The sequence below is a fragment of the Dyadobacter bucti genome (assembly GCF_005869225.1).
Lineage (GTDB): Bacteria > Bacteroidota > Bacteroidia > Cytophagales > Spirosomataceae > Dyadobacter > Dyadobacter bucti.
The window spans coordinates 1-18,312 of record NZ_SWFP01000003.1; the positions used below are offsets into that span (position 1 = coordinate 1).

Annotated in this window: 23 protein-coding genes; 12 read left to right on the forward strand and 11 right to left on the reverse strand. The window is 44.6% G+C overall.

Going from position 1 to position 18,312, the window contains the following annotated elements:
- Positions 1-246: 246 nt before the first annotated feature.
- Both FBF61_RS10085 and FBF61_RS10090 read right to left on the reverse strand, forming a co-directional pair.
- Positions 247-615, reverse strand: a complete 369-nt coding sequence (locus FBF61_RS10085) for a helix-turn-helix domain-containing protein (RefSeq protein ID WP_138477115.1) — start codon at positions 613-615, stop codon at positions 247-249.
- Between the two features lie 522 nt (positions 616-1,137).
- Positions 1,138-1,443 (reverse strand): hypothetical protein, encoded by a 306-nt coding sequence (locus FBF61_RS10090; RefSeq protein ID WP_138477116.1) that lies wholly within the window; start codon positions 1,441-1,443, stop codon positions 1,138-1,140.
- Between the two features lie 216 nt (positions 1,444-1,659).
- Between FBF61_RS10090 and FBF61_RS10095 the strand changes: the two genes are divergently transcribed.
- From FBF61_RS10095 to FBF61_RS10135, 11 genes are all read left to right on the forward strand, one after another.
- Positions 1,660-1,893: a helix-turn-helix domain-containing protein gene (locus tag FBF61_RS10095; RefSeq protein WP_229214993.1), complete on the forward strand. Its 234-nt coding sequence runs from the start codon at positions 1,660-1,662 to the stop codon at positions 1,891-1,893.
- Positions 1,894-1,968: 75 nt separating this feature from the next.
- Complete coding sequence (locus tag FBF61_RS10100; protein ID WP_138477117.1) at positions 1,969-2,883, forward strand: DUF8464 domain-containing protein; 915 nt, start codon at positions 1,969-1,971, stop codon at positions 2,881-2,883.
- A 245-nt stretch (positions 2,884-3,128) separates the two neighbouring features.
- The gene (locus FBF61_RS10105) at positions 3,129-4,094 is read left to right on the forward strand and encodes an ArdC family protein (protein WP_138477118.1); all 966 of its coding nucleotides are present in this window, start codon (positions 3,129-3,131) and stop codon (positions 4,092-4,094) included.
- 103 nt (positions 4,095-4,197) lie between these two features.
- The gene (locus FBF61_RS10110) at positions 4,198-4,404 is read left to right on the forward strand and encodes a hypothetical protein (RefSeq protein WP_138477119.1); all 207 of its coding nucleotides are present in this window, start codon (positions 4,198-4,200) and stop codon (positions 4,402-4,404) included.
- Positions 4,405-4,550: 146 nt separating this feature from the next.
- A complete protein-coding gene (locus tag FBF61_RS34575; protein WP_166444496.1) occupies positions 4,551-4,697 on the forward strand; it encodes a hypothetical protein in 147 nt (48 codons plus the stop codon).
- Complete coding sequence (locus FBF61_RS10115) at positions 4,694-5,101, forward strand: hypothetical protein (RefSeq protein ID WP_138477120.1); 408 nt, start codon at positions 4,694-4,696, stop codon at positions 5,099-5,101. Before FBF61_RS34575 ends, FBF61_RS10115 begins: the two co-directional genes overlap by 4 nt.
- 206 nt (positions 5,102-5,307) lie before the next feature.
- The gene (locus FBF61_RS10120; protein WP_138477121.1) at positions 5,308-5,877 is read left to right on the forward strand and encodes a hypothetical protein; all 570 of its coding nucleotides are present in this window, start codon (positions 5,308-5,310) and stop codon (positions 5,875-5,877) included.
- Positions 5,878-5,928: 51 nt separating this feature from the next.
- Positions 5,929-7,161 carry a DUF2971 domain-containing protein gene (locus tag FBF61_RS10125; RefSeq protein ID WP_138477122.1) on the forward strand — a complete coding sequence of 411 codons (1,233 nt, stop codon included), beginning with the start codon at positions 5,929-5,931 and terminating at the stop codon, positions 7,159-7,161.
- 301 nt (positions 7,162-7,462) lie between these two features.
- Positions 7,463-7,636: a hypothetical protein gene (locus FBF61_RS34580; protein ID WP_166444497.1), complete on the forward strand. Its 174-nt coding sequence runs from the start codon at positions 7,463-7,465 to the stop codon at positions 7,634-7,636.
- 568 nt (positions 7,637-8,204) lie between these two features.
- Positions 8,205-8,411, forward strand: a complete 207-nt coding sequence (locus FBF61_RS10130; protein WP_138477123.1) for a hypothetical protein — start codon at positions 8,205-8,207, stop codon at positions 8,409-8,411.
- A gap of 202 nt (positions 8,412-8,613) precedes the next feature.
- A complete protein-coding gene (locus FBF61_RS10135) occupies positions 8,614-9,144 on the forward strand; it encodes a hypothetical protein (RefSeq protein ID WP_138477124.1) in 531 nt (176 codons plus the stop codon).
- Positions 9,145-9,416: 272 nt separating this feature from the next.
- On the opposite strand, the gene FBF61_RS10140 is transcribed toward FBF61_RS10135, so the two are convergent.
- The 6 genes from FBF61_RS10140 to FBF61_RS10165 all read right to left on the reverse strand — a co-directional run bounded on the left by FBF61_RS10140 (position 9,417) and on the right by FBF61_RS10165 (position 15,780).
- Positions 9,417-9,812, reverse strand: coding sequence for a hypothetical protein (locus tag FBF61_RS10140; protein ID WP_138477125.1), 396 nt, complete (start codon positions 9,810-9,812; stop codon positions 9,417-9,419).
- The gene (gene mobF / locus FBF61_RS10145; RefSeq protein ID WP_166444498.1) at positions 9,796-12,540 is read right to left on the reverse strand and encodes a MobF family relaxase; all 2,745 of its coding nucleotides are present in this window, start codon (positions 12,538-12,540) and stop codon (positions 9,796-9,798) included. Before mobF ends, FBF61_RS10140 begins: the two co-directional genes overlap by 17 nt.
- A 167-nt stretch (positions 12,541-12,707) precedes the next feature.
- A complete protein-coding gene (locus FBF61_RS10150; RefSeq protein ID WP_138477126.1) occupies positions 12,708-13,481 on the reverse strand; it encodes a hypothetical protein in 774 nt (257 codons plus the stop codon).
- A gap of 36 nt (positions 13,482-13,517) precedes the next feature.
- A complete protein-coding gene (locus FBF61_RS10155; RefSeq protein WP_138477127.1) occupies positions 13,518-14,330 on the reverse strand; it encodes a TraM recognition domain-containing protein in 813 nt (270 codons plus the stop codon).
- Positions 14,264-15,031: a type IV secretory system conjugative DNA transfer family protein gene (locus FBF61_RS10160; protein ID WP_138477128.1), complete on the reverse strand. Its 768-nt coding sequence runs from the start codon at positions 15,029-15,031 to the stop codon at positions 14,264-14,266. Before FBF61_RS10160 ends, FBF61_RS10155 begins: the two co-directional genes overlap by 67 nt.
- 101 nt (positions 15,032-15,132) lie before the next feature.
- Complete coding sequence (locus FBF61_RS10165) at positions 15,133-15,780, reverse strand: hypothetical protein (RefSeq protein WP_138477129.1); 648 nt, start codon at positions 15,778-15,780, stop codon at positions 15,133-15,135.
- Positions 15,781-15,869: 89 nt separating this feature from the next.
- On the opposite strand from FBF61_RS10165, the gene FBF61_RS10170 reads away from it, so the two are divergent.
- Positions 15,870-16,658 (forward strand): hypothetical protein, encoded by a 789-nt coding sequence (locus FBF61_RS10170; protein WP_138477130.1) that lies wholly within the window; start codon positions 15,870-15,872, stop codon positions 16,656-16,658.
- Here the strand turns inward: FBF61_RS10170 and FBF61_RS10175 are convergent, their stop codons facing one another.
- Genes FBF61_RS10175 through FBF61_RS10185 form a run of 3 tightly spaced genes read right to left on the reverse strand, consistent with a single transcriptional unit; the run spans position 16,659 to position 18,312 of the window.
- Positions 16,659-16,934: a hypothetical protein gene (locus tag FBF61_RS10175; protein WP_138477131.1), complete on the reverse strand. Its 276-nt coding sequence runs from the start codon at positions 16,932-16,934 to the stop codon at positions 16,659-16,661.
- Between the two features lie 2 nt (positions 16,935-16,936).
- Positions 16,937-17,206 (reverse strand): helix-turn-helix domain-containing protein, encoded by a 270-nt coding sequence (locus FBF61_RS10180; protein WP_138477132.1) that lies wholly within the window; start codon positions 17,204-17,206, stop codon positions 16,937-16,939.
- A 23-nt stretch (positions 17,207-17,229) separates the two neighbouring features.
- The gene (locus FBF61_RS10185; RefSeq protein ID WP_138477133.1) at positions 17,230-18,312 is read right to left on the reverse strand and encodes a DUF262 domain-containing protein; all 1,083 of its coding nucleotides are present in this window, start codon (positions 18,310-18,312) and stop codon (positions 17,230-17,232) included.

The following is an 18,312-nucleotide window of genomic DNA, read 5'->3' on the forward strand; positions in this document are numbered from 1 at the left end:
AGCCAACATTCTCGTTACTTCCTGCTTAAACTCAGCATCATAACTCTTTCGGGTTTTGCTCTCTTTCTGAACTCCCATTTTGCATCATGTTGTGCAAAAATGTGTGCCGCTTTCGGGAGCCACCTCAAACAAGTATTCAGAATAACAAAATAATTAAAGCTCCTAGTTTGATGGAACTAAAGGTATCATCGATTTTATTGACAATAAAATATATAACTGTTTATAATTCAATGTTTAAGGTAAACTTCATTCGGGTTGCAAATAATTCTTTATTGCACGAATGTCTTCTTTCAAAAGCTCTATACTTCGAACGTGATCTTTTAAGATCGAAATTTGACTATCTTTTTCGGCTAACAATCGGATAAAGAATTCTGAATTAGGCAAGAACCTTTGATTCGGTATTGTTTGCTCTTTTCCATTCTCGGCAAGTAATTCCGTCAGGGAAATTTCTAATATATCCGCAAACTGATGAAGCTGGTGCATAGACGGTTGTATCTTTCCCGATTCTATTTGCGAATAATTGGATTGAGACATTCCTGTTTTCAGTGCCATATATGATTGTTTTACTCCCATTTTTTGTCGAAAATAACGTAGTCTTTTAATAAGGGTGGTCATTGCGGAGTTGTTAAAGGGTTGAAGAAGTTTTGTACGACTTAGGTAAAAATGCGATTTGTAACCCGATTGCTACTTATATTCTTATATATTTTTATTTTATATTTATTTAACGGTGTGAAGCATCGCGAAAAATATCTATAAGACTTTCTATATTGAAGATTTTTAGTTACCGATGGAGACTGACTTGGAAATTGACTATTCCCGAATCTTTGACTTGGAGCACCGTGCTTTTTTATTTTGCGGGCAGCTTTTTGGTTAGCTGTTGATGAAAGTTTCTGTCAAAACACGGTATTCATAAAGTCGTGCGGAGGAAGTTCACGGGAATTTTGATATTAGTATCGGTTTAGATGAGCCTGGGAACAAGAAAATATCAGAATGCACATTCCTGGCTTTCCGTATATTCTGGGCACGATGGATATTCCTGGCCAAATCACAATCCTAGAAAGTAACAAAGTAACGGCAGGCAATGGCGCAGTATACAGTTTGAAGCTGGCGGAAGTCAGTAATCCTGTCAGTAAAGGCTCAGGCATCCGCTATTGGTATCCCGACTAAAACCTTCCTTGTGCATTCCCCATTGAGATAATCTACCGCATGAACTGCAATAGCCTTTCCCTGATCAGTCTTAAGATTTTTGGAGATCTGATTATAACTTCTTTTGCCATCCGTCAGGATTTCAATAGCCTCTTCATAGCCCTCCTTAATTGCTGCGTTGCTTGAAACATGGATCTGTGGGAGTGCGAGTTTGCCGTAAATTAGGTTTATCGTGTGTTCGATCTCATCTTTCGTCGGCGAATGATGCTCGAAATCTTTTTGTTCTGACGAATTCATTTTACTTGTCAGGGGAATTGGTGAACAAAGTTTGATTGGAGCCGATGGACTTGATTTGAAATTACTAATATACTTGAATAGCGATGTATCCGGGTATAACCAGTCCTTGAGTTTTCTAACATTTACATTGTTTATCATTCATTAATCAATCTCTGATTGTATTGACCGCGCCGAAAAAAATCTTTTATCAATTTCCCGGTTTCAAAGGTCAGCCTGATGCCTGAGACCATTTTATTATTCAGAAAGGAATATGAGATGCCCAATAAAGCCCAGCCAGAGCAACTGCTCGACAGAAAAACGGCGGCGCGTTACCTGCGCGTATCACCCGGTACGTTAGCCGTTTGGGACTGCACAAAACGCTATGACCTTCAGCCACTCAAAGTAGGACGATCGGTGAGGTACCGGTTATCGAGCCTGGATAAATTTATCGAAAGAAATCTAATCCGATAAAAATCGGGAAAGAAAAGTTCTTCGAAAACTCTTCTTTCCCTGGGTCCGGTACCACCATATCCTTGAGAGAGCATAATGAATACAGAACTTGCTAAATCTATAGCTATTTCCGAAATATTGGGCAAGCTTAATATTTCCCCGGAAAATCCCGGTAAAAAGGAGCTTCGGTATTTCTCCCCCTGGCGAAATGAGAAAACACCCAGCTTTTATGTCAATGTTGACGAAAATATCTGGTTCGACCATGGGGAGGGGATTGGGGGCGGGCTCATCAAGTTTGCCAGTACTTACCTGGAACGCCTTGGGGAAAATCACACCAACGCAGACGCGGTACGGTGGCTGACAAACTTATCTGGCAGCTTTCCAGACTGCCAGATATTTGATCCAGTCCGAGAGAGAAACGCCGAAAAGAAAGACAGCGCCCTGGTTCTGAAATCAAACCGGCCAATCACGCATCTGGGGCTCATCCGTTACCTTGAAAAGCGGGGCATCCCGCTCAGCCTTGCCAAACAGAATTTTCGCGAAATGCATGTGGTCAACCGGAACACCGGCAAGCGGATTATTTCCTTAGGCTTCGGCAATGAAGACGGCGGTTTCGAATTGCGAAACCCGATGTTCAAAGCTTGCCTGAGGCCCAAGGCCATCAGTTTTATCCGTGGCAAAGTGGCCAAGCCTGAAAGCATCCATTTGTTTGAAGGGTGTATGGATTACGTTTCCGTCATTGCCCAACTGAACGGCAAGCCTTTGAAAGGGGACGCGATCGTTCTGAATTCCGTGGCCCTGCTTAAACAGGCGATGGCTTATATCCACAAATACGGCTACCGCACCGCTTACAGCTGGATGGACAATGACGCTGCCGGGAAAAAAGCAACCGCTGTGCTAGCGGAATTCTTAAAGGAGGAAGAGTGCCTGACACACGTCAAAATGAACAACGTTTATGCGCCCCATAAAGATGTGAATGCCTGGCATATGCACCAGTTGAAACTTTCGTGACCGTTACCAGATAACTAATCTCCCCGGTTAGCTGATACTGCATTGGTGATTTTCGACGGTTCAGGTCAATTCTCCATAAGGCAGGTCAGGATTAAAGGACGGTGATTTACCCGCCGCGCTCGTTGCACCAACAACAATTTTCGCCTGGCTTCGCCATTCCCCGCCCAACCAAAATTCTTGCCGGTTTCACTCGCTATGACGCCGGGTTGATCAATCTCCGTAATCCTAACCTACTGAGAATTGAAATGAACACTTCTATCAAAAAGACCACAAAGCGATCAGCAAAACAAAAGGAGGCTAAATTGACAAACGAAGGCCAATCTCAAAATGACATCTATTCGCGCGTCACAAACAAAATACTCTCTGACCTTGAAAAAGGCAATTTGACCTGGCGTAAGCCCTGGAATTCCGAATATCTCTCGGGATATGTCATGCGTCCCTTACGGTTTAACAACGTCCCCTACACCGGCATTAATACGCTGATGCTCTGGGGGACTGCCGCAGAAAAAGGCTATGCCTTGCCGCACTGGATGACTTTTAAACAGGCTCTCGCGATGAAAGGCTGCGTCCGTAAAGACGAGAAGGGCACCCAGGTCGTTTATGCCGATACACTTATAAAGGAACATGAGGAAGAAGGGGACACTAAAATCAGCAAGATACCGTATCTGAAATGTTATATAGTCTTCAACGTATCGCAAATTGAAGGTTTGCCAGAAGCATTTTACAAGCTTCCGCAGCCCTCCAAGGCTAATCCTGAGCAGCGCAGCAAAGAAATTGGAGACTTCTTTGCCCAGACCAAGGCGGATATCTACGTCGGAAGCCAGGCTTCTTATAGCCAAAGCACTGACAAAATCCAGATGCCGCCATTCGAAAGTTTTGAAACAGCTGCCGGATATTACGGGACACTCGCCCATGAATTAACGCACTGGACCAAGCATCCGAAACGGCTGAACCGTGATCTGGGCCGCAAGCACTACGGTGATGAAGGCTATGCCGAAGAAGAGCTTGTTGCAGAATTAGGCGCATGTTTCCTTGCTGCCGACCTTGGTTTTGAACCGATGCCCGAGCAGCAGCATGCCGCTTATATCCAGTCTTGGCTGAAAGTCCTCAAAGACAACAAGCGTTTTATCTTCTTTGCGGCATCTCATGCGCAAAAGGCAGCCGAATACATTCATGGCCAGCAATCCCGCCAAAATTGTGTTCCCGCATAAGCTAAGCTTCGGCAAAACGTATCAAAGCGTTTTGCCTTAGGATGCTGGCAGCGTCTGGAAACGGTGCCAGCTATTTACCACCCACCCAAGAAAGGAAATAACAATGAGCAGCCAAAATGAGCCAAACCCGAAAAAGCCGACCCATACCGTTTATTTCGTGCGCAACAAGGAGGGCATTGAAAAAGCCGAATGGATTAAAACAGGGGTAGCCTGGGAGCATAGCGACCATGAAGGACTTAATCTTTCCATGGATTGCCTGGGGCAGAAAGTTTCACTGACCGTCCGTAAGAACAAACCGAAACCGGAATAAACTGGCAGCCAGGCAAGTGAGAATTTGCCTGGCCATCATTTCTAAATTCATTGTACCGGTTAGCTTACAGAACGGAATTTAATATTGGAATAAATCCTTTTTTATGGATTTATTCCAATATATTTGAGCGGTTGATTTTGAAAAAAATGAAAGAGGTAAGATATATTATCGTATCGGAAGAAATGGTCTGGCTTTATTATTATGATGAATATAAATCCAAACATTTCAAAGAGCTTTTACGAAAAGAAGCACGGGAATTCATCAAAGAGCTTCAGGCCACAACCAACTCATGAAAGAAATTATCAAAACGCTTAACAATGCTATCATTCAGCTTTGGCCTGAAGCAGTATTGCTTGCGCGTCATCAATCGAATTCGGCGGAGCCAGCATCGTACTGGTATTTGCCAAATCCCTGGGCACTGGAGCTAATCAGGATTTTCCCCAGATGGGAGTGGCAAAGCTTTTATCTTTCCTGCTTTCGCAGTCCGGACCGGGAAACGCTTGAGGTATTCACGCGTGATCTGCAACGGTTTGGCAGCGACATATTGATGCTTCCCTACGGGCTGCAGAATATGGAAGTCCATCTCACAGAAGCGGGCTTTTTGATCAACAAAGTTGGCATTGTAAATACCCAAAATTCAACACTGGTGACCAGCAGCAATCAGCTCATTTCCTATGCTGCGAACGGCTTTGAATAGGATGCGGTTCATCAATCAGTCTTTTCATCAATCCCCTTCCTTTATTTGTTTTTCAATGCTTCCGTTATGACCTTTTCCTTCCGGTCATGGTTGGTTCGCGTTGCCGCAACTTTCCCAAGTAAAGTGTTCGAATGTGGCACGCACATTTTTGTCTGTAGATCACCAGCCAAATCTCCTTTCTTTCTTTGTTTTTAAATGATGTCAGCATGACCCGTCATGCCGTGATACGCTTATCCCTCTTTTTCGTTGTAAGAACGAAAAAGCTCTGGCGACTTCGTAAAAAAGTAGACGCTGCGCATCGATTTTTTTACTTCGGGGAGCTTTCACATCATCACAGGTCCTTTTGGCTTTCATCATTAACAACAAAGAAAGGAGATTTGATGATGACCTCTGATGAAACAATTGATAACCCTTCCGCACCGGCTTCTCATAAGATTTTATTACGTTGGTTCCCAAACGTAAACCAATCGGCAGTATTTGACAGAATTGGTTTGGGTTGGGAATGTGATCAGGCTGGAATAATTCGCATACGATTTCTTGTTTTGGACAGCGTGGCTAATGCATTGGTCGAAGAAGTTCCGATAGAAATATCGCCCGCGATGAACGGGATCCAAAAATTCTTATCGAGTGCCGAACAGCGTGAAAAGCCGTCGCACGTGGTGAAAATGCGTGACACTATTATCGGTATAGGTTGGAAAATAGAGTTTAATCAGAACCTGAACTTAAGGCTTCTTGTCATGGGACAAATCGTTCATCTGGTGATTGTGAAATTTTGAGTAGAATGGCTGTCTTGTTGTAATTTCTTATAAAACTACTTAATAAAACAGATGTCGATACGTAATCAAGAGTCGGGCTATCCTACATCCGATTATCGGAGCCGAAATTTTTCAGGCGTGTGGCAAAAGCACTTTATAAATGAATATGTTGATAAAACGGCTAAGGTGGGCCTAGAGGCCGCTGTCACGGAAATGGCAAATTACAAGACTGAGCATTTTCCGAAGCTTTTATATAAGTTTTTTGGTCCCTCGCATCACAGCTTGGTAAGTTTGGAAAACAATCTACTGTGGTTGAATTCTCCCCGTTCCTTCAATGACCCTTTCGACAGCTATGTGTGCATTGAAAGGATGACTTTTATAAAAAAGTATATCTTAAAGGAATTGGAAAAAATGCGTCTTATAAATAAAGAAGGAAGTATTGATACTCTCTCGAATAAAGAAATGTGGGAGATAAGGCATTCATACTCAGAAGAGGAGATTTGCCGACCAGGAAATTACTATTTGAATAGAGAATATTTCGGGAAGGTATTGAGCAGTGTTCTTTCAGGCAAGAGCGAAAATTTCAAAATATTGATTGAGAACCTGGAACTGGAAGCAAGGCAGGCATTTAGAAAAACAATCAATGCCATACGGGAGGTGGACGTAAGAATTACTTGTTTCTCCAATTTTGAGGACGAGCAAGAACTTGCGGCAAATACAACAATGTGGTCTCACTACGCCAGTAACCATACTGGATTTTGCATCCGATATTCTCTCGAGAAGACGTCCGATTTTGTAAAGACTGGCTTGTTGCCAGTAAAGTATACCAGTAATGTCCCTACATTGTCTGTTCCAAACATCCTGGAAACTCTTAATAGTAATCACAAATTCAGTTCTAACTTAAGCATAGCGAAAGCATCCAAGAAAGCATTGATCACAAAGTCTGCGTTTTGGAGCTATGAAAAGGAATGGCGACTGATGGTAGAAAACGAGCGGGTGGATTTATTAAATAATAATTGTATTGCCTTTCCGTATGCCGAGGCAATTTTTATGGGGTGCCGCATTGAAAGTAGTTTGAAATATCATCTGGTCTCATTTGCAGAAAAAAGCAACCTGAAAGTTTTTGAAACACGGCCAAACGAGGAACGCTTTGTGCTTGATATTTTTGAAACTGATCTTAATAAAGTGAAGGAGGATACATGGATTGATGAAGTTTTGCTGGAAATCGAGGGGACTGAGGATGAGCAGCGTTTGTACCGTAATAGGCTGTATAAGAGGCGATATGATCAAAATCGTCAATCTTGAACTTTTTCTTCCCGCCATTTTTTGTTCGTGGACTAAGCGAAATTTGCCGAATATAGAGCAGGCGTTGTTCGTCTGTAGATCACCCGCCAAATCCCGTTTCCTTATTTGTTTTCAAATGATGTCAGCATGACCCGTCATGCCGTGATACGCTTATCCCTCTTTTTCGATATAGAACCGAAAAAGCTCTGACGACTCCGTAAAAAAATAGATGCTGTGCATCGATTTTTTCACTCCGGGGAGCTTTCCCGTCAAGACGGATCCTTGTGTGCTTCCATCATCAACAAAAAAGAAAGGAGATTTGATGAACAATCAAAACAAGCCTATCCGTAATGTTCCTTCGCAAGCCGTCTCTGTTAAAATGCCGCCAGGGGCCGAGGATTTACCTGCCACCGTCCAACTCGCGATAGCAAAGGAAATACTCTATGAAATGATCATGTCCAATGATCCTTCTATTATATTCGGCGACGAGCAATAGCACACACGTAAAGCCTGACAGACTCAAATCTGCCAGGCTTTATATATGTTTCGATGCTTCAAGCACGGGAGCGGTTCAAACAAACTTTTGCTTTTTTATAAATACGCTCCGGGCAATAATTATTTCAGGCGGTATCTGAATCAGGCCGGTGGACAGATCTAAATGAACCCGGCCTTGGTTTGTCCGGCGGCGTAATCCTTGCTTTTCGAATGTCCTTTCAGATATTGCAAGCGGGGGGCATCAGCCTTCTGCATCATTTAAGGGCAAACTCTTTTATTCAATGGGCTATTCGGCAAACCATGGCTTTTCAGCTTTTAACGGATGGCTTTTTAAGGCAGTCATTTGGTCAGTCATCATCAAATCTGTTTTCTTTTGCCAGTTGATTGATGATGTCAGCATAGTTCAACAGTCGTGATGGCGCTTATCCCTCCATTTTATGAAATAAAATGGCTCTTCGACTCATAGAAAAAAATAGTCGGCAAGCGCCGATTTTTTTCTATTCGGGGAGCTTTCCCTCCTTTTTGAACTCTTTTGCTTCCATCATCAACAACAAAAGAAAGGAGATTTGATGATGACTGACCAAACTGAAAACAAACCTAAAAAGCCAACCCATTCTGTTTACTTCGTGAAAGACAAAGGCACTGAAAAGCCCGAATGGATCAAGACCGGCGTTGCCTGGGAACACGGCGATGCAGAAGGGCTTAACCTTTCGCTCACTGTCATGGGCCAGAAGGTTTCGGTCACGGTTCGCAAGAACAAACCGCAGGCTGAATAAATAAGTGATCCGGGCAGGTCTAAAGCCTGTCCGGATTTTATATGTATTTTTTAAAATATGGCTTCCGGTAGGTTTTAGCAATTAGCTTTATAGTAGGTTGCTTTCAACGGGTAAGCTTATATTAAAATGCAGGTCAAAAAAATCTGATACGCAATACAATATCTGAAATCCAGTATCGATAATTAATTAAAAACATAGAACTATGATAACCGGAGCAGAAGACAGAGTACCCGATTCATGGTACCATGAACGTGGCGTTGGCCGTCAAAATAAACCTGAAAACGAAATAGGTTTAATAGGAAATATAATCATGTGGGCTTTTCTGTTATCTTTCATCTATATTGTTAACCATCCAGGAGATGTGTGGTCATATATAGAAGGAAAGTTCCAATATTTTATTAGACAACTAACCGATAAAAATGCCACTTTTTACAAGATTTGTGGAGCACTTATTGCACTAGAATCGGGTTACATATTATACAAATTCAAGAAAAATAAACAAAAATACTATGGACTGGTAGAAATAGGTTTATCACTCATATCCTGCAGTGTAACTATCGACAAGTTTCTGCAAGAGGAACACCCATCAATTTTACCAATAATCGTTTCAAGCGCGGCAGCAATATACTTTACGCAAAGAGGGTTTAGCAATTACTTTGAAGGTGTAGATAAGATAAAATCTAAATCTCAACCGCCAAAAGAGATTGATCGTTCTGAACAACTAATTCATTGACTCCCACCCTGTCTATCTGTAATCACCTGGACAGACGGCGTGGAAAGCAGACACACCATCAGGCATGATAGCGCGTTGGGTCGTGGGTAGACGGGAGCGATACGAAAGCAGATGAAGTCGTGTTGCGTTAAAATCCAACCATCCCTAGCCAGAATAACAACTGGCCACATTAATTTTTATAAGCAGGCGCTAATTCCGTATTAGCGTAAGGTATTTGCTAAATCATCTGCAAACTTCTTGGTTCCGGAAGGCGTGCATTCATATTTTATTTACTATTCTTTTTTTTCCACACTGATACCAATGACAATGGCCTCTGGCGGGATGTCATTTAACACGTAACGTTCATCAATAGCGATGATTATCCTCGGAACTTGTTCGAGCATTGACATGAATAATGCCTCTAACCCGAAGCCTATAAGCTTCAGCGTAGAACCAGAAAATTCCAATCTTATTACATTTTTATCGCCCGCAACATCAAGTTCGCCGCAAACAAGATATGCGTAGTTAAAAAACATCCTTTTTCCGTCCGGCCATACCACACACAGGCTCCGGGCATGGCCGGGGCCATTGTACGAAGCTTCGTCCTGACCAGCCAGCGAGGTATCGTCCGTTTTGGTTGGATCGCCTTCGCGCATCTGGTCATACCGCAATTTAAATCCCTGGCTCATAATCGCTGTAACGTTCGGGTGAAGGTTTTTCCGGTTCTTTGCCTGCTGGTCTGTCGGGTTGTGCCCGGCTGATGTCCTGGCGGATATGATGATAAGCAGCCTCCTTGGTCTTGTTTCTGCTGCTTACCAACTCCATAGCTGATTGGCGTTCCCCCAGATCGGAAGCGTGTTCGAGCAGCTGCTCTTTGTCATCGGTATAGATACGGGCCCGGTCCCTTGCCCGTGATACGGAGACATAGAACTGCTTGGCATCGGTCGCCGGGAAGGTCGAAGCCGGTTGGGAGATGAAAACCTCGTCCACCGTTTTGCCTTGCGAAGCGTGAGAGGTCACGCAATGCGCATGGGAGATATGGCCGTAATCCTGTTTAAGCCTGTAAGTGCTTTTGCTGATAGCATTGCGCAAAACAAGGTCGCCTTTTTTATGCACCGAGACGACTTCAAGGATCTGCCCGTTATTGACCCTGTTTTTGTCCTGATCAAATCCGTTGCGGGTGATACGGATAGCGTCGCCTTTGGAAATCCCGATTTGAGTTTTGGAAAATATATCGTAGCAATTGCTTTTCCCAAGGGGCAGGGGAGCGGTATGTCCATTTTCATTGCGGATCATGACGCCTTCTTCGGAGCACGCATCCACTGTCCATATACTGCCGCGCTTGATGCCGGCAGTGTTCTGGCTGAATTGGACAGCCTGGCCTTTTTGGAAATTCCGCCAGTCGTTTTTCTGGGCTTCGGTCATATTCAGGTTGCTTAGTCTTGTCGCCAGAATTTCCTTTTTGCCGATCAATCCGGTTTTTTTTAGCTTCTGACGGATCGCCTCGGTGACCTGGTCGCACTGCTGGTGCGTCGGTGAGACGACAAGGGCTGTTTTCTTGGCCTTGATTGCTTCAACATAGTCATCCACCAGGGCCTCATTTGGTTTTAAAGGGTCGATGGCCCGGATAGAGCCAATGGTGTCCAGCTTTTGAAAGGCGCTATGGATATCGCCTTTTGACAGGTCTTCGACCGATGAGCGGAAATATTCGTTTTTCTGGCGGTAGATTTTGCTGACTTCTGCGGACCGGATGCCGCCCACCGTGTTCAGGATACGAAGGGCATCGCCCCTGATCACGCTTGAATGTTGCCTGGTATCCCCGCCAAGGATTAATCGTGCATTTTGTTTTTTGGTCAATTCGAGAAGTGATGCCATATCCTGCGTGCCAAGCAGGCCAGCCTCGTCGACCCAAAGGACCTGATTGGCCAGTTGCGCCTGCATTTTTTCGTCCGTCAAAAGTTTGGCGACAGTCTCTGCGTTTTCAAACCCTTCCTGCCGGAGCACATTTCGGGATGCCTGGGCGGTGGGGGCGACGACCGTGACTTTTTTGCCCGACTTTTCGATTAAGCTGACCGCTTCCTGCATCAGCGTTGTTTTTCCTGTTCCAGCTGCACCGCGGATGATGGATACACGGTTTGGGGTCGTCAGTACGTGGTGGACAGCTTCTGCCTGCTGGCCTTTGAGTTTTATAGCGGTGGCGTCGATGTAAAGCGGTTTAAGTTTTCCTTTGCCTTCACGCGCAAGGTTAACCATCTGCTGTTCCTGGGATAATACCTGCCGGGTTGTGCACATCGTCTTTGATTTTTCCCTGACATGGATGATCCGTTTATCCTGCTCAATACATTTGGTGATGTTGTCCAGGGATACCGAGCTGTCGCCAAAACTGTGCCTATAGGCAGCTTCCAGCAGCCGCCTGTCCTGAACAACGGATGCACGTTCGAATTTGTGCAGCAGGGCATGTTCAACGCAAAGTTCAGGGGTCAGAGGTGCTTTTTGCCGGGCAGGGGCAAAACGTACGGGCTGGTCGCCTTCGTCATCTTGATCTGGGCCGAGTTCTTTGATCTGTCGTTTCCACTCGGCTTTCAGCTCGGCCATACTCAACCCTTTTTGTTTTTTAGAACGGGTGCGGGCCCCCAGGTTGTCCAGCTCTTTTGCGTCGGTTATCCCTTTTTCTTTTGCCACGCGCCCGATTTCATCAGTGCGTTTTGAAAAGTTATCGATTACCCGCTGGGGCACACCTTTCACTTCGAAAGATTTGTCCGTTCGCCGGATATCGTATCCCAGTGTGATAAGCCGGTCGGAGAGTTTCTTGTGAAACCGTGCTTCGTAATACGGCATATCTCTTTTGATGTCGCGGAACCGCGCGGCTTTGAATTGTTTTTCCTGATCGTCCCATGTTGCGTTGAAAACAAAACAATGCGCATGCAGGTGTGGGTCGGGGGCATTGTCTTCAACAGGCCTTGCGGTCTGGTGAATAAAATCGGCCCATGCCAGCTCGCCAGTTTGGCGGTCATCATACTGGCCATTTTTGCGTACCCTCGTTTTGGTGTCAGCTTCGATGTCCTGCATGGTCTCGCGCACGCTTTCCTGGAAGGCATTGATCAGGTGATCGTCTTTGGAAAGCGCGTGCAGGATCGAGACGGATTTTGGGCAGTGGAAATTAATATCATATCCGGTGATCCGTTCCTCTTTTGTCCTGGGGGTTAGCCGTTCACCGGTATGCGGATTGATATTGTCGGCAAGGGAATGGAAAACGTCTTTGGTGGCAGGCCCGGTAATGGATAAACGTTCTGCGAGTTTTCCCTGCAGCCTGCCATTGAGTTCCTGGTCATTGATATAATAATCCGCCTTGGACAGGGATTCGGAGAAATAGTTTTTGGCGTGGGCCGCTGAGTTGCACTGGATCATTCGTATCATGACCGGGACTTTACAGGGTTTTAAACGCGATCTTAAAACTTTGGTATTTCGTTATCGCCGGTACATACACAGTAAACCTGTTTTTTTGAAAAGCTGTGCTCGGGAAGCTGTTAATGCGGGTTAAATAAATTCCATCAGACATCTGCCCTAAGCACAGCTTAGGAAGGTTATTGCGCGTCCACAGTTTCTTCTTCATCCTGATCGATGAACGCGTCGGCAACTCGGCGGCGTGCCTCTGGATCGGCGGGTCGCCTTCCGTAATAATTGACACCCCTGGTCTTGCTTGGATCGACGCCGTCAACAAAGGCATTATAGAGCTCCTGGTTGCACAGCAATTCGTCTATCTTGTCCATAACGAAATTGTCCCCCACATGGTAGGCAGCCATATAGCTCAGCGAATAAACGATGCTGCAAAACACTATAAGGATACCGACAACCTGGCCAGCCAGTATTATCAAAAGTCCGATGATCATACAGAACAAGGGCTCGCATATAGTTTCGATCTCCCTTGTCTCAACATAGTTCCCCTTTATTTTGATCGTGTAGAACAAGGGGTTTATTTCTCCGGTCGAAAGGCTGAAACGGGCAAAGTCGAACACAGAGGGCAGGCGTTTGATTTCCCGTTTCTTTAAATAGGCAACAAACACTAACACGATCAGGAACAAATACCATGTAAGGTGGTTCATCAGAAAATATTTCATATTGAAATATGACGTAAACACGGAGGTAAGCAAGCCAAAAAGCGGCAGCAAACCGGCCAGAAATAAAGCCATTATCACCGCATTGGAAAACGAGAAGTAACGCTCGCCAAAATTTTTACGGATAAATACTTCCAGCAAGAGCCGGGGCCAGGAGGCTATCGCGGTAAAAAGATTAAAAAAGAGCTCCTTGACCGGATTGGAACGGCGCAGGACCGCGCGGAAATAAAGGTTTTTTTTCATGATCGTTGAAGAGTAAAAGTGAAAGAAACATATAGATTAGGCAAGGTAATTTTGGTTGAAATTCATTTTAAGGTAGTTCTTCTTATTGAGCAGGCTGTCGCCTTGCCGGTGCATGTAGCCTTCAACTTTAAAAGTATTTTGCGGGCCGCCGGTTTTAAGGCTTATGAATTCTTCCGGCCTGACGGCAGCGGCCAGTTCCAGAGATTTGGCCTGGCTTTTGGAAAACTCCTTGGTAAGCCCCGTCGTCTCGTTTTCATTGATAAAGAAGGTCTGGCCGATCAGTTGGGAAGCGTAATTATTGGTTTCAACGTCGGCATTTGCATGGAATATTTTTGTGCCGAGTGTCCCTAAAAATCCTTTCACCCGTGAATCTGATTTGTCGCCGCCCATAGACGCCAGGTAATTGGGGATGTTTTGAGAGATATAAACGGTGGCAATCCTGCTGCTGCGGGCAGTGGCCTGATAGGTCGCGTCATGCTCATGCAGGAAATTCTGGGCTTCGTCAGCCCAGAGAAACAGGGGCCGGTTGTTCTTGCTGGTGTCCCTTTTTTCCATGGCCCGTTGCCAGATATATTTAAACATGATCTGGCAGTCCCTGCCAACCTTGTGGTAGATTTTGACCGGCAGGTTAAGCAGGATGATCTTTCCCTGTAGGCAGTCTTCCGGGGTAACAGTTGAGCCGTACCGGCAGAAGAGCGAATAGATCGGTTCGCGGAGCAAACGAAATAAAAAACCTGAAAACGAGAAATCGATGATAGACCGTGTTTTTTCGCTGAGCGTGATTAAATTATCAGAGAAGAATTGATCGACAAATGCCAACAGACGGGCTTCGGGCACGGCGTCAAACATCTTTTCTTCATAGCTTTCTGGATCTTCAATGATACGCTTCCGGTCGGCGTCCGACTGTGCACGTTCCAGGCATCAATTTTCCTGGTTACTTTTCCTAATGCAGCACTCATTGCTTTATGAAACGCTTTACGCTTGTCTTCTTCCGTGGCGGATTTGAGCTGTTCTTTACCTTTTGGTATCGACTGGACGATGTCATACATTTCTTTAACAGATACTTTGTCGTAGGCCAGCTTGCAAAGGTCAATGACGTTGAAGATGAGCATGTCCAGCGCGGTTTCCCAAAATGCGTCATCGGATTTACCGCTGTCTTTTGTTTCGCCGGCCCGGATCACGGTTTTCAGCACTTCGACGATATTTTCGGTACTGCTGCCGTCCTTATCAGAATGGGAAGATTCATACTGGAGAAAATTGAAACTATGCTCACCCCTTGGTTCCAGGATTACCAGGTCATTTTCCCGTTTGGTAATTCTGCAATACTCCTGCCATGCCTGCTTCTCATCGGCTTTGACTGTAAGGACGAGTCCACCGAACCCGGCACTTAAATACTTTAAAGCCAGCATGCGCCCGGAACCGGATGTTTTTCCCGAACCGATGCCGCCAAAAATCTGAACGCCTTCTACGGCATGGCGCAGTGTCCAGGCATTTTTGTCGGTGCTTGAAGACAGTTCAAAGATGGGGTTGTCCAGATCAAATGAAGTCATCGGGGAGAATGCTTAATCAGGTATCAGACAGAGGTTTAGCCAAATGTAACCACTATCCAAATATTTCTCCAAATAACCCAATTGGAATTTTGGTAAACTTATTAAACGGTAAAAGGGACGTTTCGAGGCAATGGGGACATGTCCGCAGTGTCTTTTCCTTCGGCCAATAATACTTCACGGTACTTAACTAGCGTAATGGCTTTATAGTCGCAGGCAGTGATATAGGAAGGCAGTTGAAAGGTATCATCCGCCATAACTTTTCTCAGCCACATCTGGGCAACGAGAGAATGTTCGAGCTTGGGTTCGTATCCCAGAAAGCGGGTCAGCCTTTCTTTTGCTTCTTGTCCATAAGCAGCAAATGTTTCCTGATAGTTCTGATATATATCTTCGTTATATTCAAGACAGGTGTTGTGTTCCAGGTCTTCATTTCGGATCAGTTTGATTTGATCGTCTGCTTGCTGGTAAAAATCGTAATCGCTGATGTTTCCCTGATCATGGCTCACAATGATCGCTCTCAGGTATGGCGCATATTTGGCAAGCGCGGCAGCGCTGGGTACATAGCCAAGGCGGGCTTCGATCAGGTCTTCACATCTCACTTCAACTTCCGGGAATGCGGTAACGCCCAGAAGCAGGTCTTCCCAGTTCATGGCATTCATTCGTGCTTCTTGAACGCCGACAGCAAAAGCCTTCTCGTAGCGTTTTTCATCGCCGCCATAAACTTGTTGAATTCTCTTTTCGCGCCAATCCATATCTTATCCAACGGTAAAACAAGTCTGCTTTTGAATGTTTATGTTAGCATAATCCTTCTGCATGTCAAGCAAATAATCCCTTTCTACCGATGGATAATTCTGATGATAAAAACAGCCGCCTAGAGGAATTCAAATCAAATTTCGACTTTCCAAAAAAAGAGGAGCCCTACCCCGAGGGCTATGAGCATGTGCAAAAGATAGTTGGTGATACCAGGGAAACATTGCGCCGGTTGGACGAAAAATATAAATATCCGCCAAAGGAGAGGGGGCCGCAGCCCCGTAATGTGCCAAAAGGTGAAGTAGCAGAGCCGAAGCCTGTATCCGGAGAAGATGTGAGACAGGAGCAACTGAAGATTGAAAAGGACAAGGTTCAGCAAAAGGCCTGGAAGGACATTGAAGATGCCACCAAGGGGGGTGATCCAGCCCTGGATGAAAAAGCCAGAAACATCAGCAGAGAGAGATTGTTCCCGAATGAATTCAAGAAGCTTGACCGGGATGCAGTGGATAATGAGCGGCCCAAAGAAAAAGATTTGGAGGTATCTCAGGATTTTGCGGATGCGCAACTTAGGGGTACCAATGAAAAACCTCCTGTTAAAGAAGAGGGAACTATGTCCCAGTCAGAAAACAAATCAGATGTGCGAGGGAAGACATCTTCAATGTCAGCGAGGTTTTCTCAATCGCTGAGCTATCCAAAACTGATGCCTGAAATCGATTCTGATAAGCAAATGCCTGTTGAAAAGGGAAAAGAAACTGACAAAGAAGCGTCGATGACGATGTCGGCGAAGTTTAACCAATCGTCAACCTATAACCGTGTTGAGGAAGGTCCAGAAGATCCAGGCGGGGGAGTGCAACAGGTCGATCTCGACCGGGACGAATAGTCATCGGTCTAAATCTTTATCGGGATCTCTATCTGGGACATGAGTTGGTTCAGGTGAATTATAATCTGCCTGCTTGTCTTGCAGACGGGAAGGGCGCAGCGACCTTAGCTGTTCAACCATATATTCACGCCTGCCATCCTGTATGCCCGTCAATCTAGAGCTTTTACCCTTGGCTCGCGATAGTTGTTCGGCAAGTTCCGGCATATGTTGTGCAATGACATAGCCCTCATTGAAGCCTTTGAGATAATCGGGATCGATGGTTTCGTCGTTTTCCATTGTTAAAAAGTGTTGCGGGCGTTCTTGTCTAAATACTCCTCAATAGAATTCCGGTCATAAAGAATGATTTTCTTTTGTGGCTGGGAAAAGCGGATTTTCCCTTCATCGCGTAGCTTCTGTAAAGTCGTTTTTGATTTGATATTCAGTAGTTGCATGGCCTGATCATCTGATAGCCATTTCTCTTTTTTTCTATCATTTGTATCTTTGAGCCGCACCACAACCTCTTCAATTAAAGTGTAGAAAGCAGCTTCTTCAAGACAGATAACCTGCATATTTTCAAATCAACTTATTAATATTAATTCCTCTCTAAGTCGCTTCTATAAGCTACGCCTAGGAATTCACAAAGAATTCGCGTACGCTCTCTAATCGAGTATGCATCATTCGTTCCTTGCTGTGACAGTCGATCAAATTCAAGATAGTCGTAATTCGCGTTTGTTATATCTTGTTCCGCTGCTCTCTTGTTATCAGAGAGCACTCCGAAAAATTGCAATAGACGTTGTCTCGTAACTAAATTTATTTCGTTATTCTCTATGGCGAGTTTTACAACAAGATAGTATATTGTTACAACTGATTGCGACCTGAGTAATACATCGGCTATTGAAAAAATATCTGACATCGCCCGAACGACTTGCAGTGACGCATTAAAATATGGCTCTACCTCTTCGAAATTTTGACCTTTAAAATTTGAAACCATCTTGTCTAAATATGGTTTTTTAGTATCCAAAAGCCTACCTGAGTGGTAGCTATACTCTATGAATAGAAAACGCGTAGCCACCTCACGGTGCTGGTATCGTTTATTTGAAAATTTTACGAGCTCTTTAAAGAAAGGCTCCTCAGCAAGTTTTCTGATGGCAGTAGCCATTGGGCCTCCAAGTGCGTTTCTTTTTTCTGCTGCATTCAGTGGTACTGCTTCATTCAGTCTAGAAAACATGTCCTCGATTAATTCTATATCACTTGTTTCAACCAGAACTATTGGGAGAACATAAGAGTCGAATCTTACCCTTAGTCTAGGAAATTCCTTAGCGAGGTCGCTGTATGTCAATCCTCTAGCTTCAAGGGTTTCATCTGAAAGTAAAATAAAGTCGTTACTCAATGGAAACGCTCCATCCATAAAGCCCCACACAGCCTCAATTCTTTGTCTACCATCAATTATTGAATAATCATAATTTTCTTCTCCGGCATTTTTTGGTAATAAATGAAAATATAATTTCGGAATGTCATAGTCATTTAAAATGGAATCAATTAATAATTGCTTTTTCTCTCTTGTCCATACCTCTCCATTTCTCTGATATTCTGGATTTGTATTTATGAACTCCTTCTCAGAATTAATTCGGAGAATAGTACTATTGGGCATTGGATATGTCTTAATTGTTGCCAT